Origin of the sequence: Hydrogenispora ethanolica (assembly GCF_004340685.1) — a bacterium.
GTDB classification, from domain to species: Bacteria; Bacillota; UBA4882; order UBA8346; family UBA8346; genus Hydrogenispora; species Hydrogenispora ethanolica.
This window is the reverse complement of sequence record NZ_SLUN01000002.1, coordinates 321,512-346,826: the sequence shown is the minus strand read 5'-3', so window position 1 is coordinate 346,826 and position 25,315 is coordinate 321,512. Positions and strand designations below refer to the sequence as shown.

Here is a 25,315-nt window from a genome sequence, read left to right as displayed (position 1 = left end):
TGCATTTGATATAGAGCCCATCGAAACCTTTCAGTCACCATATCGAAAGCTTCCTCTCCCGAGCAGTATTCCCGTACCGAAAAATTTGAGTTTAAGAAGCCATGTGATAAAGTCTTCCGAACCGAAATTGTCTGGTAAAAAGAATTGAATCGACTTTATCCCTTGCTTCCCCGCGCTTTTGTGAACGCCCTGACTTGCGGACAGGGTTTAATCACAACGCTTTTAAAAGAAGGTGATGGATGAGCAAAATGTAACGTAAGGCGAAACAGAAACCAAAAATTTGGGGAGGTAAAGTTGATGAATTTTAAACACAGAAGCATTTGGATGTTCCTCGTTTTCATGGCGGCTTCGGTCATGATGAGCGCCGGGGCGGGCGCGGCCAAAAAGTTCGACGGCGTCACTTTGAATGTGGCGATGCAGGATCATAATGCCACCAAGGCTTTGGTGGAACTGTTGCCCGGGTTTGAGAAAGCCACCGGAATCAAAGTCAATATCGATCAATTGCCCCAATCGGAGCTGGCCAAAAAGGCCGAAGCCAGTTTTGCGGCGGGGGCGGATAACTACGATGTGATCATGACCCTGATCGTCAATGTTTCGCGGTACGCCCGGGCCAACTGGCTGGCGCCATTGGATAGTTATATCAAAAAATCGCCCGACGCCAATATCAAAGATTTCATGCCCGGTTTTATCAATGTTCAGAAATACAACAAGAAAACCTACGGCCTGCCGTTCTATGGCGAAAGTTCCTGTTTGATGTACCGCAAGGACCTGCTCAGCGCGGCCGGCGTCGCGGTGCCCCAGACCATGGATGAATTGTTGGCGGCCGCTCAAAAACTGACCAAAGGCAATACCTACGGCATCGTCCTCAAAGCGGGCCGGGGGCAAGCCTCCAACGGTTATCTCTGGCCGATGTTCCTCCGTTCCTACGGCGGGGATTATTTCGATAAGAAATACCGTCCGATCTTCAATAGCAAACAAGGCCAAAAAGCGACCCAGTTCTTCGCCGACCTGATGAAGTACTCCCCTCCGGGTTCGGTCAATATGGGATGGAACGAAGTCCAGGTTTCCATGCAGCAAGGCCAGGCGGCGATGACCATCGACGCCACCAATTTCGCCCAGGTGTTTGAGGCCTCCGACCTGTCCAAAGTGGCGGGCAAAATCGGTTATGCCCCGGTTCCCAAAGGGCCGGCCGGACGTTTTCCCGCCATCGCGGTGGCTTCCCTGAATATCACCAACTTCTCCAAACGTAAAGATGCCGCTTGGGAATTCATCAAATGGGCCACCAGCGCCGAAACGCAAAAGGCAATGGCCAAATCCGGTTCCCGGTCCGACGTGACCCGGATCTCGGTCTATAAAGATCCGGAGTACCAACGGATTTACAACTGGGATAACGGCAACTGGTACAAGGTGACTCAGGAATCGATGCAGATGGCGCTGCCGTTTTACCGCCCGGTGAATATTCCGGAATGGCCGAGCATCGGCGATGCCATTTCCATTCAGGTCCAGTCGGTTTTCACCAAGGAAAAGGATGTTAAGAAGGCCTTGAATGACGCGGCGACGGAAGTCCAAAATGCGTTAAAGGAAGCCGGTTACTACTCGCGCTAAGTTGATAAATCTCTAAATCGACGGACTGAGGAAATCATCCTCAGTCCGGTTTACTAATCTACGCGAGGTGAAGGCAGAGTGAAATCAAAATCGTTTCGGTTCTCTTTAACGGAAAACCATGAGAAGGTATTGCTGGTGCTGCCCATTGTCGTCGTTTTGCTGTTGTTTACCACCTTTCCCTATTTGATGACGCTCATTCTCGGTTTTTTCAAGGTGGACATGGCCAATCCCGGCGGCAACCGCTTCCTGGGCCTGTTGAATTATATCAATGTATTTTCCGATCCCCGGTTTTGGAATTCGATGAAAGTGTCGGCGGTTTTTGTCAGCGTCGGGACGATCCTGGAGCTGATTTTCGGGGTGGCGCTGGCGCTGCTGTTACAGCAATTGAATCGCAGGCGTGCGATTTACCAGTCGCTGCTGTTGATTCCCATGGTGGTTCCGCCGATTGTCGTCGGGCTGAACTGGCGCATGCTCTATGATCCGAACTACGGAATTATCAATTACTTTTTCTCGCTGCTGAATATTCCGCCCCAGACGTGGCTCTCCCAACCCTTATTCGCCTTGCCGGCTTTGCTGGTGGTGGATATCTGGCAATATACCCCCTTTGTCACGCTGCTGGTCCTCGCTCTCTTGATGAATCTGCCGGAGGATCAGTATGAAGCGGCGCGGATCGATGGCGCTTCCGGATGGCAAATGACCTGGCACATCACAATTCCGATGATTAAAGCGGGTTTGACGGTGGTGGCGACCCTGCGGGCGATCGAGGCCTTCCGGGAGTTCGCCAAGATCTATACGTTAACCTCGGGAGGACCCGGCATTGCCACCGAAACCTTGAACTATTACGTCTATATCACCGGCTTTGAACAATACCGGGTGGGCTACTCATCGGCTTTGGCCACCATTTTGTTCACTTGCGCGATTGGTTTTACCCTCTTGATGCTCCTATTAACCAAGACTTCGTCCGAAGGGGGGACAAACGAATGAATGCTACGCAACGTGAAAAACGGCGCCAGTTTTGGCTGCATGCTTTGGCCACCGTTATTTTAATCGCTTTTATGATCCCGGTCATCTGGCTGTTTTTAACTTCGATCAAATCCCGGACCGATGCTTTTGCCATGCCGCCGGTTTGGTTTTTCAAGCCGACCTTCGAAAATTATCAGTCCTTATTGCGCAATGAACCGTTTTTCAAATATTTATGGAACAGTTTCTTCATCGCCGCCATGGCCGCGTTGTTGGCGGGATTCATCGGGACCCCGATGGCCTATGCCTTATCCCGGTTCAAGTTCAAGGGCCAAAACTTCCTGGCCTTCTGGGTTCTGGCTTCACGGATCGCTCCGCCGATGGCGCTGGTGCTGCCGTTTTTCCTGATGTTTCGTGCGCTGAATCTGGTCAACAGCTATACTTCGATTATCTGTATTTACATGACGCTGAATCTGGCTTTCGTGGTATGGATGATGCGCGGTTATCTGGCGCAAGTTCCGGTTTCCATCGAGGAGGCGGCCCGGATCGACGGCTGTTCGATATTTTCGACCCTGATGCGGGTTACCTTGCCTTTAGTCTCACAGGGGCTCACCGCCACCCTTGTTTTCTGTTTCATGGCCAACTGGTCGGAGTTTGTTTTGGCGTTAATCTTTACCGGTACCGAGACCCGCACCGCGCCGGTCCTGATCGCCGGGTTTGTCACCACCGAGGGAATCAAATGGGGAATGATCGGAGCGGCCGGCACCATTGTCAATGTTCCCGTCATCATTTTTGCAATGTTTCTCCAGAAATACTTCGTCCGGGGGCTCACCGCGGGCGCCGTTAAGGGATAAGAAACAGGAGGAAGAGTCAGCATGCAACAAGTTTATCTTCGAAAAGCCTTTCAACTGGTACAGGAGGAAGCGGAGATCCCGGCCCCCGGGAGCGGACAGGTCCTGGTCAAAGTGGAGATTTGCGGGATTTGCGCCACCGACGTCCACAGTTATGAAGGTGAAACGGTCCAGGGGAATCATTATCCGTTTCATCCCGGCCACGAAATCGCGGGCGTGGTGGCAAAGATCGGCCCGGGCGTCACCGGTCTCGCCGCAGGGGACAAAGTGGTGATCGACCCGCTGTACCCTTGCGAGGCCTGCGATTTTTGCCGGGAGAACCAACAGAATCACTGCACCCATCTGAAAACGCTGGGCATGATCGGGCCGGGCGGCTTCTCCGATTTTACGGTGGTTCCGGCGAAGAATGTATACCGCTTCGAGGCCATTGATTTTAAAGAAGCCGCCTTTGCCGAGCCCCTCTCTTCGGTGGTCTATGCTTCAAACCGGGCGGAGATCGGCAAGGGCGACCGCGTCCTGATTTACGGCGCCGGGCCCATCGGCCTGCTCCATCTGCAGATGGCGCTGCATTCCGGCAGCGCCATGGTGGTCATGAATGATTTGAACCCGCAAAAGCTGGCGCTCGCCGAGAAGCTCGGAGCCAGCGCAACCGTGTCGGCCGCCGCGCCGGACGCGGATCTCCAACTGAAAAAGCTGGCCCCCTCCGGTTTCGATGTCGTCATCGACTGCACCGGCGTCGCCAAGGTCGTGGAACGATCGCTGTCATTCCTGAAAAACTCCGGCCGGCTGGTCATTTTCGGGGTCTGCCCCCAGAACAGCGAGATCCGCTTGAATCCGTTCCAGATTTACCGGCGCGATCTCAAGATCATCGGCGTTTTTGCCGCGAACCGGACCATGAAAGCGACAGTCGCGCTATTGGAAAACCGGATCATCCGGACCGAGGAGTTGGTGGCGGAGATCATTCCCCGCGCCCGGCTTGAGGAGGCTTTCAAACTCCTGAAGCAGGGCAAAGTGAACGGCAAGATCTTAGTCGTGCCCCAGTAAATGAGGGGCTGAACCATTGCCCGATCATTTTTACGATAACAAAGGGTTATCGCTTAACGAAAGAAGGAATTTACATGAAAGCAGCAGTATTCGATGGCCGCTCCGGAGTTCGGATCGTCGATCGCCCCATTCCGGAGGTCGGCAGGGATGAAGCACTGGTCAAAGTGAAATATGTCGGAATTTGCGGCTCGGATCTTACCATTTACCTGGGAAAAAATCCGCGGGCCAAAATTCCGGTGACGCCCGGGCATGAGATTGTCGGGGAGATCGTTGCTCTGAAAGGAGCTAGCACGGCCCCGTTGGCAGTCGGCGACCGGGTCGCCGTGGTCCCCACCCTAACCTGCGGCAGCTGTGAACTTTGTAGAACGGGACGGCGCCACCTCTGCAAAGCCATCCATTTCATCGGGATTCAGACCGAGGGCGGATTCGCCGAGTACGTCAAAGTTCCGGTGGATAATCTGCTCCGCCTCCCCGAAGGCCTCTCCTTCGAAAAAGCGGTGCTGGTCGAGCCGGTGGCTGTGGCGATTCACGCGATCCGCCTGGCCCGGGTGGAGGCCGGGGACTTTGCGGTGGTTGTCGGAGCAGGGCCCATCGGTTTATTGGTGGCGATGTTGGCGCGTCATTCCGGGTGTGAAGTGTTAATCAGTGAAATATCGGAGAGCCGGGCCCAGTTCGCCGAGGAACTCGGGTTTGCGACGGTCCATGCCGCCCGGGCCGATCTGGTCGGCCGGGTGAAGGAACTCACCGGCGAGCGGGGCGCCGATCTGATCTTTGAGTGCGTCGGCCATCCCAGCACCATCGATCCGATGATCGAGATGGGCAGGCCGGAAGCACAGTTCGTCGTGGTGGGAGCTTTTAAGGAACCGGCTCCGATCGATCTGTTCCGGATGTCCCGCAAAGAGCAGCGCGTGGTCGCTTCATGGACTTATACGATGGATGATTTCCGAAGGGCGGTTCAGTTTTTGGACGAATCGGCCATTCCGTTCGAACGGATTATCAGTCATTTTATCCCCCTGGATCAGGCGCAAGAAGCGATGGCGATGATTCGCCAAGCGGATAAAGCGATGAAGGTGGTTTTGAAACTTTCGTAAGGGCCGAGCTTTCGGAATCCGGGGAGCAATCCATTCTAACATAGGAGTTGTTTGAGCATGGCGCTGGTTACAACCAAAGAAATGATCCTGGACGCGCAGCGGCGGCATTATGCCGTTCCGGCCATCAACACGCAAGGCGGGAATTACGATATCATCCGGGCCATCTGTTTCGCGGCCGATAAGTTGCGGTCGCCGGTTATTCTCGCCCATTACACCGCCACCGGGAAATACTCCGGGGATGAATGGTTCGTCGAAGTAAGCAAGTACTTCGAATTCAGGGAGAACGATGAGGACCGCCATTGCCAATCCCGGCTTTGGCGGTCGCCGCGATCCTTTCCGGAAATTCTCAATCCAACGGTTGCAAACCATCGGGAAGACCGGAGGCGATGCTGGCGCCTGTCGCCTTCCGGGGACGAAGGTTTGCAGACAGCCCTGGAAGATCGGAGAAACTTCCCGGCGGTTCGGAGAAGCCGGGGGGAGGTTCCGCCGGGCCGGACGGAATCCCTTCCGTCCCGGATGGAGCCTCCTCCAAGCCGGAATCCGGGACCGCGGGAGATTATTCCCGCTTTCCCAGGGCGTTAAACATATGGGTCTTATAAGCCTCCACCCCCGGTTGATCGAACGGGTTCACGCCCAGGAGCGAGGCTGAGATATAGCAGGCATATTCGAAGAAATAGAACAATTGGCCCATATAATAGGGGGTCAATGCCGGCACGTTCAGGATCTGCACCGGAACTCCCCCGTCGGCGTGGGCTTTGACCGTAGCTTCAAAGGCGGTCCGGTTCAAGTGGGCAAAATCTTTGCCGTCGAGATAGGCAAAACCGTCCTCGGTCCCCGGGTCTTCCGGAATCGGGACGCTGGCGCCCGGGTCTTCCAGGTTGATGAAGGTCTCCATGATCATTCTGCGGCCATCCTGAATGTATTGGCCCAGCGCGTGCAGGTCCTCGCTGAAGGAGCAGGCCGCCGGGAAAATTCCGGTGCCCTGTTTCCCCTCGCTCTCCCCGAAAAGCTGCACCCACCACTTGGAGAAGTACTCCAGCAACGGTTCGAAATAGCCCAGGATCTCCAGGCTAAAGCCCCGTTCCAGCAACAAGTTGCGGAGCACCCCGTACTGGACGGCCGGGTTTTCTTCCAGGGACGCGGTCCGGAGTCGTTGGGCCATGTCCCGGGCGCCGCGAAGGATCTCCCGGATAGCGACGCCGCTGGCCGCGATCGGCAGCAAGCCGACCGCGCTGAGCACCGAAAAACGCCCGCCGATATCCAGCGGGAAGGGAAAGAAGCGATACCCCTGCGCCGCCGCCAGCCGTTCCAGGCTGCTCCGGTTGGGCGAGCCGGTGGCGATGATCCGCCGGGCGGCCGCCCCCTCTCCGAGCGCCGCTTCGAGCTGCTTGCGGATGACGCGGAAGCAGATCCCCGGCTCCAGGGTCGCGAAGTTCTTGGCGATCACATTGGCGTAGACCGACTTGCCCTCGATCCGCTCTAAAATCCGTTTCATATATACCGGCGAAAGATTATTGCCGGTGTAGACAATCTCCGGTTTGGCGTCCCGCTGAAAAGCCTTGATGGCCGCCCGGGCTCCCTGGTTGGATCCGCCCACGCCGATCAGCAGAAACACCTCGGCGTTCGCCCGTATTTCCGCCGCCGTTTCCTCGATCCGCGCCACCAGCGCCTCATCGGCGCAATGATCGGGATCGACCCATCCCAAAACATCGGATGCCCCGGCTTGGGCGGCGAGAATGTCTTTCAACCGTTCGCGATAGGCCGCGATGCGCGAGTCCATATCCTGGGGCGTGACAGTGCCCAAGGCTTTGGAAAAGTCCAGCTGAATCTGTTTCATGGTTGCGCTCCTTTCCAACCGCTACGAAATCATTTCCTTCATTGATTATAACCCATTCCGGGCTGTTTGTAAGTTGCATCTGTTTTCCCACTTTTGGCGGGCGCGGGTCACGAGCCGTAGCTCCGGGCGATCTCGCGGAACCGGGGCAACGCATAGTCATAAAATCTCCGGTACGCCGGGCAGAAATAGTTTTGGCCCTCGATCCGGTCCGCGATAGGCTCGTAATGCCGCCGGCAGCCGCCCCGGCAAAGGGCGAAGACTTCGCACCCCTGGCACTGCCCGGCGATATCCCGGGATACTTCCACAAAGGCCCGGGCCGTTTCTCCCTGCAGCATTGCCTGAAGGCTGTCCTCCCGGATATCCCCCATTTTCCAGCGGTCCAACACATAGAAATCACAGGGGTAAACCGCGCCGTCGGCTTCGACGACGGTATTGGCCGAGCAATACCCCTTCATATCGCAGGATTCCGGGGGATACCCCAACAGCAAATGCAGGATGTTGTCGAACATCCGGATGCTCACCCTGTTGCCGTTGCGGAAATCCCAATACCACAGGTCGAATAGTTTTTTGAGAAAGCTCTCATACAGTTCGGGCGTCAGCGAATAGGGGTTTTGCCCCGGCGTTTCCCCCAGTCCGTCCAGGCAGGGTATGAATTGCAGATACCGGAAGCCCTTTTTGGCGTAGTAATGATAGACCTTTTCGACATGGCGGGCCACCGGCTTGGTGACCACGCACAAGATGTTATATTCCACCCCGTATTGATCGAACCAGGCCGCCGCCTGCTCCACCCGGCGGTGGCTTCCGCCGCCCCGGGCATCGGTGCGGTTCAGATCATGGATGTCCTTGGGCCCGTCCAGCGAAAGCCCCACCAGGAAACGGTGCTCCGCCAGAAACTCCGCCCATGATTCATCAATGCACATCCCGTTGGTTTGGAGCGCATTGCTGATCCGGGCATGGTTCCGGTTGTATTGCTTCTGATACGCCAGGAGCTTCCGGTAGAAGTCTAGTCCCGCCAGGGTCGGTTCGCCCCCTTGAAAGGCGAAGCCGACCGCCTGGTCGCCATATTCTAAGGTTTTTTGGACGAGGGTCTCCAAGGTTGCATCGCTCATCATCCCCTGGTTGGGGGTGGCCCGGTTCCCGGCCACGTCATGATAGAAGCAGTACTTGCACCGCAAATTACAGGCGCTCGACGCCGGTTTGATTAATACGTAAATCGGTGGCATTTTTTACTCCCAGCTTTATTGAAGCGACGGCATGATTTTTCAGGGCCTGGCTTCCGCCGAATGATTCCTGCCTCCGCTGACCGTTCAAAGGTTATGACGGCTCGGGGGCTCCCTCCGGGAGACGCCGAAGTCCATTGCCGAAGCAAAACCGTGGCGTTCCATGAAGTATTCGGCGCCTTCATAGAAATACCTGCCCTGATTCAAATTGCCCACCATGGGAAACAGTACCGGCGTCTCGTTCCCTTCGAAAGTTTATTTCCCTTCGCCCGGCCGGAGCAGCCTTCGCAATGGTTCCGGCAATTCGGCCGGGGAGGCGTAATAATTTTCGGGATAGGCCAGGGCCTCGGGCCCCGGTTTCCAATGCTCGCTCTGATCGAGCGCGGTGTGGCGGAGCCACTGTTTCTGCAATTGAATGTGTTGGGCCTTGATTTCATAGGCTTTCAGGATCCGCTCCGCATCCCAGTCCCCGAGCGCCAGCTCTCTCATTTCTCCGGCTTTTTCCGGGTGCGTCCCGGCCAGATTGGCCAGCTCGTTCGGATCGCTGGCGAGATGAAACAGTAAATCATGGTCTTCATAGCCGGCATAGGTGATGTACTTCCAATGGCCCTTCCGGGCCATCCGGCAGGGAACTTTCCGGCCGTCCGGGCCGGTCTCCACGTGTTCGCTCCAGACCGGCCGTGTCGGGTCTTCCTTTCCCGTCACCAATTGCGGCGCGAGGCTTCTGCCGTCCTGTTCCGGGGGCGGCGCGGCTCCGGCCAGGCTGCAAAGGGTCGGCCCCAGATCCATGATGCTGACCGGGCTTTGCAGCCGCAACCCTGCCGCGATCCCGGCGCCCGCAAAGAGCATTGGAATGCGGGCCGAGGATTCAAAGAAGGTCTTCTTCCCATAGAGGCCGCGCTCTCCGAGCTGGTCGCCGTGATCGGAAAGATAGCCGAAGATTCCTTCCCGGCCGGTCCGCGCCAGGTACTCCCGCCATGCGTCAAAGACCAACCCGATATTCCCGTCCAGAAACTCCACCATGCCCCAATAGGCGGCCCTGGCCCGCAACACCGTCTCCGGCGAGGTATCCATGAGCCTGCCGCTGAAGACCGGGTGCGCGTAGTCACAGCCGCTGCTCAAGGCGGCCGGATATTGGACTTTGTCCAGGTAATACCGGTATAGTTCCGGCGGCGCCACATACGGGAAATGCGGCGCGTATACGCCGACCACGATACACTGCGGCTTCTCGTGATCCTGCCGCAGGTATTCCAGAGCGGCCCGGATCACCTGGCGGTCATATTCCAAGGTCGGCGAATTCCCTCCGCCGATGATCTGGAGGCATCCGAAATCGGCGCGGGTGTACTTGTAGGGCCCCGTCGCCTCGAAAGCCGCCCGGTCCCCCGGGTATAACGGCGTGGTATCGCCGAAGATCCGTTGGGTGAAGCCGTGCCGCTGGTCCAATCCCACGAAGTGCATCCTGCCGCATAAAACCGTCTCGTACCCTTCCGCTCCCAGGGAATGAAGGAAGGTCGCCTGATCCGAAGGAAGCGATCCGTCATTGGTAAAAATCCCGGTTTTCGAAGGAAGCTGGCCGGCCAGCATGGACATTCGGGCCGGAACGCACAGGGGGCACGAGGTATAGGCGGCATCGAAAACCGTCCCGGCCGCGGCGATCCGGTCCAGATTCGGCGTGCGCGCCACCGGATCGCCGGCATAACCGGCGCAATAGCCGGCGTGCTGGTCGCTTAGGAAAATAAGTATGTCCCGTTTGGCCATTCAAACTCCTCCTCCCATCCTCCACGGCGGCGTTCAGGCATTTTCCGCCGCATCCTCCGCTGCGAGGGCAGAAAGCCCCAACCGCTCCAGCTGCTCTGCCGGGGCGTCATGCTCCTGCAGCGTGGCAATCAATGCCCGGCACAGCTTTTTCTCAAGCTCCGGCAGGGCCAGCGGCCGCTCCTGCGCATAGTCGCTGACAATGTCAAATAAGCGGTTCCGGTCGAGGTAGGGGCTCCGTTGGTTGAAGGCCTGGCTCTGATCCCGCATCCGCACGGCATTGCCGGGTATCTTATACACCGGGTAAGCAGTCCAGGACAACCACCGTCCGATGGCGATCGCCGAAACGTCGGTCAGGCTGTCGCGGTTATAGAACTGGTTCAGGGTCGTGGGCATGGCAGTGTAGAGATGCAAGGGATCATTGGTGTCGCGCGCCGCGGCGCGGAAATAGGTGTAATGCCCGTCGGTAAGATTGACGTCTTTGCCGAAATAGCCATAAATGGCGTATTCGCGGATCCGCTCAACCTCCCCGGCGAGCAGCGGCAGCAATGAGCGGCCATGAAGCTTGTTGGGGCAGCCGTCGGAACCGATCCCGAAGTAATCGAGCAGCGTCGGGAAGAGGTCGATGTTTTGGGTAAGCGCCCCGATCCGCCGGCCGCGGTATGGGTCTCCGGGGAGATGAAGCATGAACGGAATATGAAACACTTCGTTGTAAGCCGGCATATAGTTTTTGGCCATGAAGCCGTGTTCGCCAAGCATGTAGCCGTGATCCGAAGTAAAGGCGATCAGGGCGTCGTCCCAGAGCCGGTGCTCATCGATGACATCGAGCACCTTCCCCAGCCAGTGGTCGGTCATGGTCAGCAGGGCGGCATACCGTTTCCTGATGTGTTCCAGGGCCGGCTCCGGGACATTGACTTCCTGGTATTCGGGCCATTGATAGGGGAGACCGCGATAGTCGTCCCCATAGGCTTCCAAGTACTCGGCCGGGAGGTCAAAGGGCTCGTGCGGATCGAAGACCTCCACCCACAACAGATAGTTATCGGCCTCCCGGTTGTTTTGCAACCATTCGACGGCCCCCTGCAAGGTCAGCGGGCTCGGGAAATCCCCCTCTTGCGGAAACCTGGTGCGGTTGACGCGATATTGGGGGCTATCCTTGCCATAATGCGGCGCAGCCTTTTCCTTGTTGACCCGGGATACCCAGGGGTCGTTTTCCTGGCCCCGCATGCACTCCCAAGTATCAAAGAGCTGGCAGTAATTCTCCCCGCCCGTCCGCAGATAGTGGTAATGATCGGTGACCATATGGGTAAAAATGCCGTGCTGCCGCAAGGCCTGGGGGAGCGTATAGTCGAAGGGCTCGATCGGCCCCCAGTTCCGGTCGAGGAAGTTTAACCTGCCGGTGAACATGTCTCTCCGGGCCGGCATACAGGGCGCCGATCCCACCCAGTGATTGTCAAAAACGGCGCAGCGCCCGGCCAGCCGATTCAGGTTCGGCGTTTTCACCCAGTCGTTGCCATAGGCCGGAAGGAAGCGCCGGTTGACGCTGTCCAACATGAATACAATGGCTTTCATCCCGCAATTCACCCCTTCATTCCGGTTGTCACAATGCCTTCGACGAAGTAACGTTGCGCAAATAGAAACACCAGGATCAACGGCAGCGAGGTCAGGGTCGTCGCGGCCATCAGCTGAGTCCAGATGACGGTCGATTCGTCTTTGAACATCGTCAATGCCAGCTGTACCGTTTTCATCGTGTCGTTGTTGGTAATGATCAAGGGCCAGGTATATTCATTCCAGGTTTGGGTCGCCTTGAAAGCCGCCAATACCGCAAAGATCGGCTTCCCCAGCGGCACATAGATCTTTAAAAAGCTTTGGAATTTATTGAGGCCGTCGATGGCCACGGCGTCATCCAATGACCCCGGAAAATTCATAAAAAACTGCCGGAATAAAAACACGCCGAAAGCCCCGGCAATATAGGGCAGAATCATGCCCATGTAAGAATTGACCCAGCCCATTCCCCCTTGGCCGAAGAGATCGTTCCCGCCCACCAGTGGGAAATTCTTTAAAATAATGAACAGTGGGATCATCGTCACCTGAGGCGGAACCATCATCGCGATTAACGAGATGATGAACAGCGTGTCGCGGCCGGGAAAGTGCAACCGGGCAAAAGCGTACCCGGCCATGGAATTAATGATTAAGCTGACCCCGACGGTGATCGCCGTAACCACCAGGGAGTTGTAAAAATAGCGTACCCAATCCCCCCGGGTCATGGCATCGACATAATTGGAGAATTGGAAATGTTCCGGAATAAAAATGAAACTGGCTGACTGGACTTCCCCCATGGTCTTGAAGGACGTCAGGAGCATCAGGAAAAAAGGCACCAGCATCAGCAGGGATAAAAACAGCATGATCATTGAGATCCAATAACGGGTCTGTCGATTTTCCATCGTTTCTACCTCACCCTATATCCAAATCTTGTCCTTGATTGCCGTACTTGAAGTTGAATAACGTGATTCCGCTGACGATCAGCAGGAGAATAATGGATAACGCCGCCGCATAACCCATTTGAAATTCGATGAATCCCCGGTTATAGATTTGATGGACGATGGTCGTCGTCGCATTCATCGGTCCGCCGTTGGTCAGGATCATGACCTGCTCGAATACTTTGAAATTATTCACGATGCCGGTCACAAAGAGGAAAAAGGTCACCGGACGCAACATGGGGAGGGTGATGGCGCAGAATTGCCGGAATGAAGACGCCCCGTCCACCGTCGCCGCTTCGTAGAGATAAGCCGGGATACTTTGCAACCCCGCCAAATAGATCACCATGAAATAGCCGAGCGATTTCCAGATGCTCATCAAGATGATGCACCCCATGGCCAGGTTGGCGTCGTACAGCCATTGCCGGCTTTGGATCCCGAAGAAACCCAACACTTGGTTGAAGATCCCATAGGACGGATCGTACATCCACAGCCAGATCATGGCCCCCGCGACCATCGATGTGATATAGGGCATATAAAAACTGGTCCGGAAAAACTTCAGGCCGATTAATTTCTTGTTGACCATCAGCGCCGCCATGAGCCCCAAGGCCATGGTAAAAACCAGGGTGAAAAAGGTGTAGACGAACGTATTTTGCATCGACACCATGAACGTTTCATCGGAGAATAGCCGCAGATAATTTTGGAATCCGACAAAATGGACGGTTCTCAGATTGAAATTGGTAAAACTGAAAAAAATGTTGATGAGAATCGGGAATATGACAAATACGATCAAAAAGAGATAAAACGGGGCGATCATCCAATATCCGATATAGTCCCGATTCAATGGCGAATATCGGCGCTTCTCTGTTTTCATCATGCGCATTACTCCCATACGATAGATGTAGGAGAGAGGCTTATGGTGGCAACCCATAAGCCTCCGCCCGTTCATTGCGTTACTTCACATGCTTGAGCTCTCGTAACAAATTCCGTTGGGCATCCTTTAAGGCTTGATCCGGTTTCTTGATGCCGTTATACGCTTCCTCGTACGCCTGGTGAATATACTTTACGGCCAGCGTATTCCAGGCCACGACGTTATCCCCTTGGCCGTATTTGACATAGTCCATCAAGACCTTGTTGAAGGCCGGTTCAGCCGCAATGAAATCGTCTTCCATGGATTTGCGGACCACCGGAATCTTCAAATTGACGAACCGGTAGCGCATCTGTTCCTTGGACATCATGAATTGGATGAATTCCCAGGCTTCGTTCTTATGCTTGGAGGTATTTCCGATGGTAAACAAGCGGTAACCGCAGAACGCCGACTTTTTCTTTCCGCTTAATACCGGGGCCAAGCCGATTTTATCCTTCAGGGAAGGGTCGGAGTCCATCATTTTGATGATCTGGGTCGGCTGCAAGAACGACATCGCGCTTTTCCCGTACAGAAACGGTATCGTTTCCTTCTTCTGATAATTGAAAGGAATGCTGACATTCTCATTTTTTAATTTGATGATAAAATCCAGTGCGCCGATCATTTTGGTGTCGTCCAGCATGGGTTGGCCTTTCTTCTCATTCACAACGAGCGCCCCGTTCTGGCGGAAAAACGGTTTCATAAACACATTGCTGCTGATCGCCGGGATGTCGAGACCGGCCCGGGTCACATTATGGCTGTTGTCCCGGAGCGTCAGTTTTTTGGCATAGGCGGCGAGCTCCTCCCAGTTCGTCGGAGGACGGTTGGGATCCAATCCGGCTTCCTTAAAGAAGTCCTTCCGGTAGACCAAAACCTCGGGATTGGGATAATAGCCCAGGCCCAGAATTTTATTGCGATATTTGCCGATATCATAAACGCTGTCATAAATGTCATTTTTATCGCTCCAGCCCCGAATGAACTTATCCAGGGCGAAGAAATCCCCTTGCGAGCCTCGCGTCCCAATATTGGCGAGATAGGCCGATAAAACATCGGGATAGGTTCCGCCGAGCAAGGCGGCGTTCAATTTTAAATCCACGTCGGCCTGGGTAGCCGGTAATACAGTGACTTCCACTCTGATTTGGGGATGGGTTTTTTCAAAACTCTTGGCCGCCTCGATAAAATAGGAATCATTGACTTTATCGGCGCCCGGAAACCAGAATGAGATGGTCACCGGCGCTTTGGCTTTCGCGAAAACCGCCGGATTCGAAGCCGCGATGACTACCAGCGACAACAATACCAGGAACAGGCCCAGTGACAACTTCTTCATTTCCAATCCTCCCTTTTCTTTTTAAAACAATTGTAACCTTACCGTAATTCTATATTGAGAAACCCTTTGATGAAAATGGCTAGAATTGCAACAATTTCTGCCAATATTGGTTTATCAACCGCTCCCCCTCCCCCGGCCGGACCGGAATGCTGAAAATATTGGCTATTTTTCGTATAAAATTGTATTTTTGATCCTTCGACGCTGAGTTTAAAATTGGTTGCCAAAGATCACAATTAGACAAATTTTTTGTTTTTTGTTAATATAACATTAACGTACAGCCATTGCAGGAGACTAGCCATGAGCCGATTCGTCCACTTTCCGAGGAGCATCTTTGGTAAATTATTATTGTCCAATGGGGTATTGATCCTCTCCATGTCGCTCATCGGCTTCTTATCCTTTTTTACCGCCAAAAATCTCATCAATACCCATATCCGGCAATCCAACCTCAATACGTTGAATCAAATCCATAAGAACCTCGGCATCCTGATCGATCAGGTCATCACCGTCGTCAGCCTGTTCGATCACAACAACGCGCTGGAAGATCAGCTGACCCGCGATACCCCCGGTCCCTTCGACCGTTTGAAAAACATCGATACCGTCGAATCCCAGATCAGAAAGTATTCATTTGCCTATGATTGGCTACGGTATGAAACTATCTTGCTGGGAGTCAATGGCAACGTCTACAGTCCGGACGGTGAAAGCGAACTGGCTCCCGGCGCTCTCCGGCAGCTGGATTGGTACAGGCGCGGGGTTCAAAATCAGCAGCAAATTTTTTGGCGCAGTACCCATCCCAGTCTCATCAACCGCGCCAAAAAAGTCTTTACCGCGGTAAAGACTTTACACAATCCGTTTTCACGGCATTATTACGGAACGCTGCTGCTTTCCATCAACGAATCCTGCTTGTACGATATTTACCGGGATTCCTTGGACCGGAAGAGTCAATTTGCGATCGTGGACGCAGCGGGCAGGGTCATTTCGCATTCGACGCGATCGCGCATTGGCAGCCGTTTGAATTTGAAACCTTTCGCCAAGCTTTTGAGCGGACCGGATGACGCCCATCAGATCATCCGGATCAACCGGCTGAAATACTTGTGTATTTACCAGAAGGTCGAGAAGGTGGATTGGATCCTCCTGCATATGATCCCGTTGGCCACCATTTCCAAAGACATCAACGCCTTGAGCGTGAAAATTCTGACCATTTCATTGCTATGCATCGTTTTCTCCGTCGGCCTGGCGCTGGTCATCTCCAGAAAAATTGCCCTGCCTTTGATCAACTTGAAAAACCGCGTCAAAAACTATCCCCCGAAAAGCGCTCCTTTACCGGAGAACACGGTCAGCGACGAGATTACGGTTTTAACCAAGGAATACGAGAACATCATCGCCGAATTGGAGAAGACCATTCATCATCTGATGAAGGAGCAGGAAGAGAAACGCAAGGCCGAGTTGCACGCCTTGCAAATGCAGATCAGGCCCCATTTTCTTTATAACACCATCAACTCCATCAAATGCCTGTTATGGACCGGCAAAACCGAGCTCATCGAGCCCACCATTCACGCCTTGGTCAATCTGCTGGAGCAGACCGTCTCCCGCAAGGAAGAACTGATTCCCCTCGCCGCCGAATTGAAATGCGTTCAGGATTACCTCTACCTTCAGGAGATCCGTTCCGATCGCACCATCCGCTTCCAGGCGAAGGTCCCGGAATCCCTGCAAAATTGCCTGATCCCCAAACTGTTATTGCAGCCGCTCATTGAAAACGCTATTTTCCATGGATTCGAACCCAAACCCTCCGGGAAAATCTGGGGGACGATCGCGATCTATTGCAGCGCGGCCGGCGATGATCTCCAGCTTGAAGTGCTGGATGACGGGGTGGGCATGGCCCAGGATACCGCGGCCCGGTTGTTGACGGTCGACAGCCCGGAGACATCGTCCCGTTTTAACGGGATCGGCGTGAAGAACGTACTGGAGAGAATTCAGCTGTATTTCGGCTCCCGCTACGGGTTGACCATCCGGAGCGAAATCGGGGTCGGAACATCGGTGGTCCTCACGCTTCCCCGACAATACGCTGACCGAAAGAAGGAGGCTTTGCCATGATCAAACTGTTGATCGTCGACGACGAGAGCCTTTTGCGTCAAGGGTTCACGCATATGACCGACTGGGCGAGCCACGGATTCCAGATCGTGGGGGAAGCCGGAAACGGCGAGGAGGCGCTGGAAATCATCGCCCGGCGGTCTCCGGATATCGTCGTCGCGGATATCAAAATGCCGGTCATGGATGGGATCGAGTTAACCCGGATCATCAAAACCGATTACCCGCAGATTCAAATCGTCATTTTAAGCAGTTACGACGATTTTGAGTATGTCCGGGAAACTTTGCGCCTCGGCGCTTTCGATTACATCCTGAAGCCCAGGATGAATTTTTCCGACCTATTGAGTGTCTTGGAAAAAGCCAGTTCGGTCCGGCCCCCGGCCCAAAGCGCCGACCAGGACCGGCGCCCCGGCTCCCCCGGCGCTTTCCTGGGCGAATGGCTGGCTGGGCATCATTTTACGGTACCGGAGGATATCGGCGGCACTTTCGCCAAATACGGCATTCAGCTGAAAGAAATAAACCTAACGATATTGGCGGTCGTCCTCGATTCCAGCGCGCCGGTTCCCGGAAATGAGGTACGCCAATCCTTGATATCCGGCATTCGGACGGCGCTGGACCCTTCCCGGAGCCCGGTCAGCTTTTGGTTCAGCCCGGATGTGCTCGTGACGGTTTTCAATCATCCGGCGCCCGCGGATGAGTCATGCGGCGCCGCCCTCGCTCAACGCGTCATGGACCACCTCCATTTACAGGCTGCGTTGCCCTGCCGGATCTTGGCGAGCCCCTGCTTTGACGGCTATCACTTGCTGCGGGAGACTTTTGAGGAGCTGGTTGAGAAAATTCCGTATAGCTTTTATCTGGCCAAAAATCAATATGCGGCCCTGTCCCGGTTCCAAAAAACCGCTGATTCCATTGAGTTTGATTTTACGATCCTCCATCCGCTGGTGGAACGGTTCAATTTTGAGGAGCTCCGGGCGCTGGTCGAAGATGAGGTGAAAGCCCGGATCGCCCAGGGAACCTATATCCAACCCTACATCTTGAAAAAATTCTTCTCCGAGATCTGTTATTTGATCCTCTATAAAGGAATGGAAATGGGATTCCAGTGGAAGGATGTCAATGACCGGAAATTCGAATGCCTGAGAAGAATCGAAAATTCCGCCGATTACGAGAGCCTGATGGAGTCGTTCCCCGTCATCTTGGCCGATCTGGAGCGCTTCTTCACCGAACACCTCCAGACCAGAAACAACTCGCTCATCGCCAAAGTCATCAAGTATATCCACCAAAATTACGATCAGGACATCTCCCTGGAAACCACGGCGAAACACTTTTTCATCGACAAAAGCTATCTCTGCAAGCTTTTTAAAAAGCACCTCGCCCAAAACTTCAACGATTACCTGATGCAAATCCGGATCCATAAGGCCAAGGAATTATTGAACAACCCGGAGTATACCGTCAACGCCGTCTCCATCAAGGTCGGCTATTCCGATTACAGTTATTTTGGAAAGATCTTTAAGAAAATGATCGGGATCACGCCTTCCGAATATAAGAAATCGCTGTTGAATACCAAGAAATAGCCTCCGGGACTGCCCATTTTGGTCCCGGGCCGGCCGGTCCGGGACTCCGTCCTCCATCCCGGCCCCCCTGATATATCAGTTGATCGCCTCTCGTGTCAGGTATGGTCTTTCGTCCAACTCGGATCTTCTTCATCCTTGTTAGGATGAAAGCCATCCTTGTAAGGGATGCCCCGATCCTTTCAGAGGATCTTCCGATCCTTGTAAGGGATGCCATGATCCGTGTCAGGGATGGTCTTCATCCTTGTAAGGGATCCCATGATCCTTTCAGAGGATCCTGCGATCCTTTCTTCCCCGAAGATCATCCTACTTTCCCGGAGCCTTCGGGAACCATCCCGGGGCTTCCGGGATAAAGGACCAAACCTTCGGGATGCTTCCCCGAACCTTCGGGAAAGAGGACGGAGGCTTCGGGAAGCATCGACAAGCCTTGAGGAAGCTTCCCCAAACCTCCGGGAAGCTTCCCCGAAACGCGGGGAAAGCAGAACGGGGTCCGGGGAGACGGCCGGGGGAAGCATCGGATAGGGCACTATCAGACGATCTCGGACCCGTTGCAGCCGCTGCTGGAGAACAGGCCGGTCCGGTCGCCCCGGCAGCGTTTCCTTCCGGCAAATCCACGAAATCATCACCGCTTCATCACCGAAAGGACATATCATCCCGATATAGTATTTCTATCCGATCAAACTCAAAGGAAGTGGCATCCATGCAGAAGCGGCTTATTCCCTGGCTCCTGGCAACCTCCCTGGCCGCCGGCTCCCTCGGCGTCTGGGCTGCTCCGGCGCAACGACCGCCGGGTTCCGGCCCGCCCCATTCCCGCCCGCCGGCGCAAGCGGCCCCGGCCCGGCCGGCGCCCAAAAACGACCGGCTTGAGGCCGACGCCCGCCGGGTCATTCAACGGACTGCCCTGGTCCTGACCCAGGCGCAACAGGCGGCGGGCCGCGGCCGCCGTTACCAGGGGCTGGCCCGGGCCATCGCCCATCAGCAACTGGCCCGGCAATTATTCGGCCGGGGCGCGTATCGGGACGCCATCAACCATTCGTTGCGCGCCCGCGATCTCGCCTTCGGGATCCTCCGGGAGAACGCCGGGAAGATCCGCGCCGATCTCCGCTGGAATGAAGCGGAACAAGGCTATGCCAAGGAAAGGCCGGCCGACGCCGAACTGGATCGCGGCCTCGAACCTTCCCAAATGGGCCCGGACCGAGACGCGGTTCATATCCGGATCGAGCTGAATATCTGACGCTTTTGCGAACCCCCGCTCCCGGACAGCCGGACGGGGGTTTGCCGTCGCCGGGGCCGGGCCGTTTCACGGCAGCCCGCCCCGCTTGCGGAACGCCAGCGGCGCGGAACCGCTGATCTTCTTGAAGACCCGTTCGAAATGGGTCAGATTCTCGAACCCGGCCCGGCCGGCGATCTCCGTCACCGGCAGCCGGGTCTCCTTGAGCAGCCGTTCCGCCTCGCGAATCCGGACGCTGTTGATATACTCGACGAAGCCGAAGCCGGTCACCTTCTTAAAGGTCCGGCTGAGATGAAACGGGCTGATGGCGAACTGCCGCGCCAAAAAAGGCAGGGTCAGCGGCTCCGAGTAGCTGGAATTGATGAAGCGGACGATCTCCAGGATCTTCTCCTGAAGCGGGCTGGCCGGCAGCGGCCGCCCCGGAGGCGACTCCTGGAGCCGCCGCTGAACCAGGATCAACAGCTCGGCCAGAATCAGCCGGAGGTACGTCCGGAAGCCCGGCGCGGCATTCTGGCTCTCCCGGACCAGCTTTCCGAAGAGCGCCTCCACCTCCCGGCGTTGCGCCGGCTCGAAACGGACCAGCCTTTCGAGCCCGCTGAAACCGGAAAGGAGCAGCCCGGCGTCGGCCCCGCCCGGCAACGCCGCCGGGCTGAAATTGACCACGATCCGTTCGTGCTCCGCCGGAAGGTCGCTGTCGCTCGTCTTGTGCAACTCGCTGATATCAATCAGCACCACCTCGCCGGTATTCACCCGGTAGGTCCGGTCCTCGATAAAATAGTTCCGTTGGCCGGCAATCAGATAGTACAGCTCATACCGGTCATGATAATGATTGGCCCGCATGTTGTAGGACCCGGTCCGCCGGTGGTGCTCGATCCGGAGCTGGGGCTCCTCCCAGACATACCCCGGTGAATGCTGCGTCATTGGGAATCACCTCCCCTCCATTGTACAATGATTCCGCCGCCGTTTGAACAAAAAATGTTGGATTGTTTGAAATAAAGCAATATTTCTGAAGTAAATTGGCTTTTTTTGCGCTACGATCAGGGAGAATTCATCAATCCGGATCATTGTGAGGAGGAGATTCCGATGACCATGCAACAGACCGACCCGCGCCATCTGAGCATCGCCTATATCGGCGGCGGCTCCCGGGGCTGGGCCTGGCGGCTGATGACCGACTTGGCGCTGGAAGCATCGCTGGCGGGAACCGTCAAGCTCTACGATATCGATCGCGAAGCGGCCGGAGTCAATGAAACTATCGGCAACCGTCTCAGCGGCCGGCCCGACGTGCCGGGAAAGTGGCGCTACCAAGCCGTCAATAGTCTGGCCGAAGCCCTGAGCGGCGCCGATTTCGTCGTCATCTCGATCCTGCCGGGCACCTTCCGCGAGATGCGCTCCGACGTCCATGCGCCGGAAGCCTGCGGCATCTATCAATCGGTCGGCGACACCACCGGCCCCGGCGGCCTCATCCGGGCGCTGCGCACCATCCCGATGTATGTCACCATCGCCGCGGCGATCCGGGCCCACGCGCCCGACGCCTGGGTGATCAATTACACCAATCCGATGAGCATCTGCACCCGGATCCTCTACGAAATCTTCCCCGGCGTCAAAGCCTTCGGCTGCTGCCACGAGGTCTTTCACACCCAGCTCCTGCTGGCCCAGGCCCTCAAGGAGTGCGGCGGCGTGGCGGGAGCCCCTCGCGAAGCGATCAAAATCAACGTGCTGGGGATCAATCATTTCACCTGGCTGGACCGGGCTTCCTATCAAACGATCGACCTCTTCCCGCTCTACCGGCAGTTTGTCGAGAAATATTTCGAGACCGGCTACGAGGAAGAAGCGGGCCGCTGGGAGCGGGACTTTTTCGCCTCCGGCCAGCGGGTCAAATTCGACCTTTTCCGGCGCTACGGCCTGATCGCCGCAGCCGGCGACCGGCACCTGGCCGAGTTCCTGCCGCCCTGGTACTTAAAGGACCCGGAGACCGTCCGGGAATGGAAGTTCAGCCTGACTCCGGTGGACTACCGCATTGACAACGCCAAAGAGCTGATCGCCAAAAGCCGGCGGCTGGCCAGCGGCGCCGAGGAACTCCCGCTGGATCAGACCGGCGAGGAAGGGGTCCGCCAGATGAAGGCCCTGCTCGGCCTGGGCGATCTCATCACCAATGTGAACCTGCCCAACCGCGGCCAGCTGAGCGGCGTACCTTTGGGAGCGGTGGTGGAGACCAATGCGCTCTTCAGCCGCGACCGGGTCCAGCCGGTGGTCGCCGGCCAGTTGCCCCCGGAGATCCAGTCCCTGATCATCCGGCACGTTTACAATCAGGAGGCCACCCTCCGCGCCGGGCTGACCCGCGACAAGGAACTGGCCTTCCGGGCCTTCATGAATGATCCGCTGGTCACCGTCGGCCCGGCCGACGGCAGAAAGCTCTTCGACCGGATGCTGGCCAATACTGCGGAATACCTGCCGGGCTGGGAACTCTGAGCCGGATCCGGCCTGTCGCAACTTTAAACCAAAAAGCCAGGGCACGTTTCCGACGTCCCTGGCCTTTGCTTATCTTCCTCCGGCGCACCCGGAGTCCGCCCTGGCGGGCTCCTCTCTTTCCCCCATCGTTTTGAATAGCGCCGTTGCATATGAAATACCCATTATTTCTAACTCTGTCATTCCTTGATATAATAAGATCGAGTCTACAAAAGTCTTGGAAAATGCCAAATTCGGAAATCCGAGTCAATACTCGAAGGAGGAATCCGCTCATGAAACTTAGCGGGCGCAATCAATTGAAAGCCACGATCAAGGAGATTAAGGAAGACGGCATCATGGCCAAAGTGGTGCTGGACTATAAGGGCGAAAGACTGGTTTCGGTGGTGACGGCCGACTCCGTTGCCGATCTGGAGCTCAAAGTCGGCGACGACGTTACGGCGCTGATCAAATCCACCTCGGTCATGCTGATGAAATAGCCGCCCGTTCCCAACGATGATCGAGTCCACGCTCAGGGAGATACCATTCAGTTATCTCCCTTTTCAATTCGGCATGCGGCGCTTTCCGGCTAGCGCGCCGCCCCGCCGGCCGACAACCCCGGGCTTAAGAAGCCCGCCCGGGAATTCCGCAGCAATTCCCGGGGCCTGCCGCATTCACCAATGCGGCCATTCTCCATCACCGCCATCATCGTCCCCAGCGATGCCGCTTCCTCCAAGTCATGTGTCACGTGGAACACCGTCATTCGCTCCCGCCGCTGAAGCTCAGCCAGCAGTTGCCGCAGCGCGGCTTTGGTCCGCCAGTCCAGCGCCGAGAGGGGCTCATCCAGCAACAACAGCGCCGGCTGGAGCAGCAGCGCCCGGGCCAGCGAAACCCGCTGCTTCTCCCCGCCGCTCAGGAAGCGGGGGTGGCGTTCCAATAAATGGGTCAAACCCATAATCTCCGCCAACTCCATCAGCCGTCGCCGGACCGGCGCCTGTTTGGCCCGACCGCGGCCGGCCGCGCCGAATAAAATGTTCTGGCGGACCGTTAAAAAAGGATACAGCAAGCTATCCTGATAGGCAAACCCCAAACCGCGGGCTTCGGGCGGCAGGGCCGTCAGATCCCGCCCTCCGAAATGAAGGCTTCCGGCAGCGGGGGTCCGCAGGCCGGCCACGGCCTCCAGCAACACCGTTTTCCCGGAGCCGCTCGGCCCGACCAGGGTCAAATAGGTTCCCAGCGGCACCCGCAAGTTGATATCGCGCAACGCAAATGACCCGGCCGTACAGCTCAAAGCGCGGATTTCGAAATCAGAATCATTCATAACGCTCCCTCCCCGTTCCCCAGCGGAATCCGGCCAGGATGACCATGGCCGCCAGAAAAAGGATGACCGCGATCGCTACCGCCAGCCGCAATTCGCCCACTGACATATTTAAAAAGATCGCCGCCGCCAGTGTCTCCGTTTTTAAGCGGGTCACTCCGGCCAGCATGGCAGTGGCTCCGAACTCTCCGACCGTCCGAGCCCAGGCCAGCGCCGTCCCGTTTGCCAGACCGCGCCCGGCCATCGGGATGGCGACCCGGAAAAAAAGCCTGGCGGGAGTGTACCCCAAGGTGCGCGCGATAGATTCGTAGCGCCGGTCCACGCTCTCAAACGCCTGGCGAAAAGTCTTCACCGCGAAAGGGAACGCCATGAACCACTGGGCGACCACCACGCCCCGCTCCGAAAAGACCACTTCGAACCCGAAGCGGGTCAGGGTCGCTCCCAGGAGCGGCCCGCATAAAATCAGCAAGGCAACCCCCGACACCAGCGGCGGCAGAATGATCGGCAGATCCAACAGCGTTTCCAGGATGATCTTCCCCCGGAAATCCGTCCGCGCCAACTGGTAAGCACAAGGCAGAGCGGACAAGACCGCTGCGCCGGTGGCCAATACCGTGGTTTTCAATGTAAAACCCAAAGCGAAACGGAATTCCGGGTTTTCCCAGAGACCCGTCAAGGGGTTCTGAAAACCATATGCGACCAAGCCCCCGAAGATCAGGCCGAAGCAAAGGAAGGTCATCCCGAGGATCGTTCCCAGCGCCCACCCGAACCAACCGCCGTTTCCCTCAAAGCCTGCCCCGGGCTTACAATTGGGTCTTGAAGCCATGTTTCGCGAAGACCGCCGCGCCATTGGCCTTCATAAACCGCAGGAATTCCCGGGCCGCCGCCGGCTGCGCGCTGCAAGTCAGCAGGGCGCAAGGGATTTCATCCACCACATTGACTGCCGGGTCGATATCGACCATCTCCAGACTGGCGCTATGCTTCGCAGCGTCGCTGAACTCGGCGATCCCGGCATCGCCCTGGCCCAGCATGATCGTCATCGGGACCTTCGGCCCGGTCTCCACATAGGCCTTGACGTTCTTCTCAATCGCCGCGCTCAAATTGATATTGGCGAAGATTTTCAGGGCCGACTTGCCCAGCGCGGTGCTCTCCGTATCGGGCAGGATCAGGCGCACTCCCGGCCTGGCCAGATCCTGCACCTTGCTGATGTGCGCCGGATTGCCCTTGGGAACGATGATCACCGGATAATGATAGGCCAGCGGACCGACCATTTCACCGATGAATCCGGCTTTTTTGGCCAGCGCCACGAAGGGCATCCCGCCGGGCATGTAAATATCCCCTTTCCGGCACAACTCCAACTGGCCGAGCAGGGCCCCGGAGCTATTCAAGATCATCTCGACCCGGACGCCACTCTGTTTCTCATAGGCCTGGGCCAGCTCGGTCGCGGGACTCTTCAGCCCCGCGCCCACATAAGCCAATAGGCTGGTCTGCGCAGTCGCCCCCTGAAACGTAGCCGCCAGGAACAACGCGCCCAACAAACCGAATAATAGCACCCGCCCTTGCCTTTTTTCACCTTTGCCCACTGCCATCATTCCTTTCCACTCGC

Annotated in this window: 21 protein-coding genes and 1 pseudogene; 11 read left to right on the top strand and 11 right to left on the bottom strand. The window is 56.4% G+C overall.

Features of this window, described 5'->3' with window-relative positions; all coding sequences use genetic code 11:
* Window positions 1–297: 297 nt before the first annotated feature.
* The 6 genes and pseudogenes from EDC14_RS03170 to EDC14_RS27175 all read left to right on the top strand — a co-directional run.
* On the top strand, window positions 298–1,605 hold the full coding sequence (locus tag EDC14_RS03170) for an ABC transporter substrate-binding protein (protein WP_132012720.1): 1,308 nt from the start codon (window positions 298–300) through the stop codon (window positions 1,603–1,605).
* Window positions 1,606–1,683: 78 nt separating this feature from the next.
* A complete protein-coding gene (locus tag EDC14_RS03165; protein ID WP_132012719.1) occupies window positions 1,684–2,589 on the top strand; it encodes a carbohydrate ABC transporter permease in 906 nt (301 codons plus the stop codon).
* On the top strand, window positions 2,586–3,419 hold the full coding sequence (locus tag EDC14_RS03160) for a carbohydrate ABC transporter permease (RefSeq protein WP_132012718.1): 834 nt from the start codon (window positions 2,586–2,588) through the stop codon (window positions 3,417–3,419). Before EDC14_RS03165 ends, EDC14_RS03160 begins: the two co-directional genes overlap by 4 nt.
* Window positions 3,420–3,440: 21 nt before the next feature.
* Window positions 3,441–4,460, top strand: coding sequence for an alcohol dehydrogenase catalytic domain-containing protein (locus tag EDC14_RS03155; RefSeq protein WP_132012717.1), 1,020 nt, complete (start codon window positions 3,441–3,443; stop codon window positions 4,458–4,460).
* A 74-nt stretch (window positions 4,461–4,534) separates the two neighbouring features.
* The gene (locus EDC14_RS03150) at window positions 4,535–5,551 is read left to right on the top strand and encodes a zinc-dependent alcohol dehydrogenase (RefSeq protein WP_132012716.1); all 1,017 of its coding nucleotides are present in this window, start codon (window positions 4,535–4,537) and stop codon (window positions 5,549–5,551) included.
* Between the two features lie 57 nt (window positions 5,552–5,608).
* Window positions 5,609–5,818 (top strand): annotated as a pseudogene (locus tag EDC14_RS27175) (class II fructose-bisphosphate aldolase); the annotation flags it as partial.
* 289 nt (window positions 5,819–6,107) lie between these two features.
* Here the strand turns inward: EDC14_RS27175 and EDC14_RS03140 are convergent.
* The 7 genes from EDC14_RS03140 to EDC14_RS03110 form a co-directional block, all read right to left on the bottom strand.
* Complete coding sequence (locus EDC14_RS03140; protein WP_132012714.1) at window positions 6,108–7,388, bottom strand: glucose-6-phosphate isomerase; 1,281 nt, start codon at window positions 7,386–7,388, stop codon at window positions 6,108–6,110.
* A gap of 107 nt (window positions 7,389–7,495) precedes the next feature.
* Entirely contained in the window at window positions 7,496–8,611 is a 1,116-nt protein-coding gene (locus tag EDC14_RS03135) for an anaerobic sulfatase maturase (protein WP_132012713.1), read from the bottom strand.
* Between the two features lie 252 nt (window positions 8,612–8,863).
* Complete coding sequence (locus EDC14_RS03130; RefSeq protein ID WP_132012712.1) at window positions 8,864–10,366, bottom strand: sulfatase family protein; 1,503 nt, start codon at window positions 10,364–10,366, stop codon at window positions 8,864–8,866.
* A 33-nt stretch (window positions 10,367–10,399) separates the two neighbouring features.
* The gene (locus tag EDC14_RS03125; protein WP_132012711.1) at window positions 10,400–11,932 is read right to left on the bottom strand and encodes a sulfatase; all 1,533 of its coding nucleotides are present in this window, start codon (window positions 11,930–11,932) and stop codon (window positions 10,400–10,402) included.
* An 8-nt stretch (window positions 11,933–11,940) separates the two neighbouring features.
* The gene (locus tag EDC14_RS03120; RefSeq protein ID WP_132012710.1) at window positions 11,941–12,804 is read right to left on the bottom strand and encodes a carbohydrate ABC transporter permease; all 864 of its coding nucleotides are present in this window, start codon (window positions 12,802–12,804) and stop codon (window positions 11,941–11,943) included.
* 10 nt (window positions 12,805–12,814) lie between these two features.
* Window positions 12,815–13,714 (bottom strand): carbohydrate ABC transporter permease, encoded by a 900-nt coding sequence (locus tag EDC14_RS03115; RefSeq protein WP_243662788.1) that lies wholly within the window; start codon window positions 13,712–13,714, stop codon window positions 12,815–12,817.
* A gap of 76 nt (window positions 13,715–13,790) precedes the next feature.
* Complete coding sequence (locus EDC14_RS03110) at window positions 13,791–15,068, bottom strand: ABC transporter substrate-binding protein (RefSeq protein ID WP_132012708.1); 1,278 nt, start codon at window positions 15,066–15,068, stop codon at window positions 13,791–13,793.
* 297 nt (window positions 15,069–15,365) lie between these two features.
* On the opposite strand from EDC14_RS03110, the gene EDC14_RS03105 reads away from it, so the two are divergent.
* From EDC14_RS03105 to EDC14_RS03095, 3 genes are all read left to right on the top strand, one after another.
* Entirely contained in the window at window positions 15,366–17,159 is a 1,794-nt protein-coding gene (locus EDC14_RS03105; protein WP_132012707.1) for a sensor histidine kinase, read from the top strand.
* On the top strand, window positions 17,156–18,724 hold the full coding sequence (locus tag EDC14_RS03100; RefSeq protein ID WP_132012706.1) for a response regulator: 1,569 nt from the start codon (window positions 17,156–17,158) through the stop codon (window positions 18,722–18,724). The genes EDC14_RS03105 and EDC14_RS03100 overlap by 4 nt, the downstream gene beginning before the upstream one ends.
* A gap of 697 nt (window positions 18,725–19,421) precedes the next feature.
* The gene (locus EDC14_RS03095) at window positions 19,422–19,955 is read left to right on the top strand and encodes a hypothetical protein (protein ID WP_132012705.1); all 534 of its coding nucleotides are present in this window, start codon (window positions 19,422–19,424) and stop codon (window positions 19,953–19,955) included.
* Window positions 19,956–20,021: 66 nt separating this feature from the next.
* Here EDC14_RS03095 and EDC14_RS03090 read toward each other — a convergent pair whose 3' ends face one another.
* Window positions 20,022–20,873 (bottom strand): helix-turn-helix transcriptional regulator, encoded by an 852-nt coding sequence (locus EDC14_RS03090; RefSeq protein WP_132012704.1) that lies wholly within the window; start codon window positions 20,871–20,873, stop codon window positions 20,022–20,024.
* A gap of 162 nt (window positions 20,874–21,035) precedes the next feature.
* On the opposite strand from EDC14_RS03090, the gene EDC14_RS03085 reads away from it, so the two are divergent.
* Both EDC14_RS03085 and EDC14_RS03080 read left to right on the top strand, forming a co-directional pair.
* Window positions 21,036–22,421, top strand: coding sequence for a family 4 glycosyl hydrolase (locus EDC14_RS03085; RefSeq protein ID WP_424337390.1), 1,386 nt, complete (start codon window positions 21,036–21,038; stop codon window positions 22,419–22,421).
* Window positions 22,422–22,690: 269 nt separating this feature from the next.
* Window positions 22,691–22,894, top strand: coding sequence for a TOBE domain-containing protein (locus tag EDC14_RS03080; RefSeq protein ID WP_132012703.1), 204 nt, complete (start codon window positions 22,691–22,693; stop codon window positions 22,892–22,894).
* 89 nt (window positions 22,895–22,983) lie between these two features.
* On the opposite strand, the gene EDC14_RS03075 is transcribed toward EDC14_RS03080, so the two are convergent.
* Genes EDC14_RS03075 through EDC14_RS03065 form a run of 3 tightly spaced genes read right to left on the bottom strand, consistent with a single transcriptional unit; the run spans window position 22,984 to window position 25,292 of the window.
* On the bottom strand, window positions 22,984–23,715 hold the full coding sequence (locus EDC14_RS03075; RefSeq protein WP_132012702.1) for an ATP-binding cassette domain-containing protein: 732 nt from the start codon (window positions 23,713–23,715) through the stop codon (window positions 22,984–22,986).
* A complete protein-coding gene (locus EDC14_RS03070) occupies window positions 23,708–24,535 on the bottom strand; it encodes an ABC transporter permease (RefSeq protein ID WP_243662787.1) in 828 nt (275 codons plus the stop codon). Before EDC14_RS03070 ends, EDC14_RS03075 begins: the two co-directional genes overlap by 8 nt.
* Window positions 24,513–25,292 (bottom strand): substrate-binding domain-containing protein, encoded by a 780-nt coding sequence (locus EDC14_RS03065; protein ID WP_165907754.1) that lies wholly within the window; start codon window positions 25,290–25,292, stop codon window positions 24,513–24,515. Before EDC14_RS03065 ends, EDC14_RS03070 begins: the two co-directional genes overlap by 23 nt.
* Window positions 25,293–25,315: the final 23 nt, after the last annotated feature.

What these genes read in the sequence shown, in the direction of transcription:
- EDC14_RS03170 (WP_132012720.1), top strand. Translation starts at nt 298, where the DNA reads ATGAATTTTAAACACAGAAGCATTTGGATGTTCCTCGTTTTCATGGCG.
- EDC14_RS03160 (WP_132012718.1), top strand. Translation starts at nt 2,586, where the DNA reads ATGAATGCTACGCAACGTGAAAAACGGCGCCAGTTTTGGCTGCATGCT.
- EDC14_RS03155 (WP_132012717.1), top strand. Translation starts at nt 3,441, where the DNA reads ATGCAACAAGTTTATCTTCGAAAAGCCTTTCAACTGGTACAGGAGGAA.
- EDC14_RS03150 (WP_132012716.1), top strand. Translation starts at nt 4,535, where the DNA reads ATGAAAGCAGCAGTATTCGATGGCCGCTCCGGAGTTCGGATCGTCGAT.
- EDC14_RS03140 (WP_132012714.1), bottom strand. Translation starts at nt 7,388, where the DNA reads ATGAAACAGATTCAGCTGGACTTTTCCAAAGCCTTGGGCACTGTCACG.
- EDC14_RS03135 (WP_132012713.1), bottom strand. Translation starts at nt 8,611, where the DNA reads ATGCCACCGATTTACGTATTAATCAAACCGGCGTCGAGCGCCTGTAAT.
- EDC14_RS03130 (WP_132012712.1), bottom strand. Translation starts at nt 10,366, where the DNA reads ATGGCCAAACGGGACATACTTATTTTCCTAAGCGACCAGCACGCCGGC.
- EDC14_RS03125 (WP_132012711.1), bottom strand. Translation starts at nt 11,932, where the DNA reads ATGAAAGCCATTGTATTCATGTTGGACAGCGTCAACCGGCGCTTCCTT.
- EDC14_RS03120 (WP_132012710.1), bottom strand. Translation starts at nt 12,804, where the DNA reads ATGGAAAATCGACAGACCCGTTATTGGATCTCAATGATCATGCTGTTT.
- EDC14_RS03115 (WP_243662788.1), bottom strand. Translation starts at nt 13,714, where the DNA reads ATGATGAAAACAGAGAAGCGCCGATATTCGCCATTGAATCGGGACTAT.
- EDC14_RS03110 (WP_132012708.1), bottom strand. Translation starts at nt 15,068, where the DNA reads ATGAAGAAGTTGTCACTGGGCCTGTTCCTGGTATTGTTGTCGCTGGTA.
- EDC14_RS03105 (WP_132012707.1), top strand. Translation starts at nt 15,366, where the DNA reads ATGAGCCGATTCGTCCACTTTCCGAGGAGCATCTTTGGTAAATTATTA.
- EDC14_RS03100 (WP_132012706.1), top strand. Translation starts at nt 17,156, where the DNA reads ATGATCAAACTGTTGATCGTCGACGACGAGAGCCTTTTGCGTCAAGGG.
- EDC14_RS03095 (WP_132012705.1), top strand. Translation starts at nt 19,422, where the DNA reads ATGCAGAAGCGGCTTATTCCCTGGCTCCTGGCAACCTCCCTGGCCGCC.
- EDC14_RS03090 (WP_132012704.1), bottom strand. Translation starts at nt 20,873, where the DNA reads ATGACGCAGCATTCACCGGGGTATGTCTGGGAGGAGCCCCAGCTCCGG.
- EDC14_RS03085 (WP_424337390.1), top strand. Translation starts at nt 21,036, where the DNA reads ATGACCATGCAACAGACCGACCCGCGCCATCTGAGCATCGCCTATATC.
- EDC14_RS03080 (WP_132012703.1), top strand. Translation starts at nt 22,691, where the DNA reads ATGAAACTTAGCGGGCGCAATCAATTGAAAGCCACGATCAAGGAGATT.
- EDC14_RS03075 (WP_132012702.1), bottom strand. Translation starts at nt 23,715, where the DNA reads ATGAATGATTCTGATTTCGAAATCCGCGCTTTGAGCTGTACGGCCGGG.
- EDC14_RS03070 (WP_243662787.1), bottom strand. Translation starts at nt 24,535, where the DNA reads ATGGCTTCAAGACCCAATTGTAAGCCCGGGGCAGGCTTTGAGGGAAAC.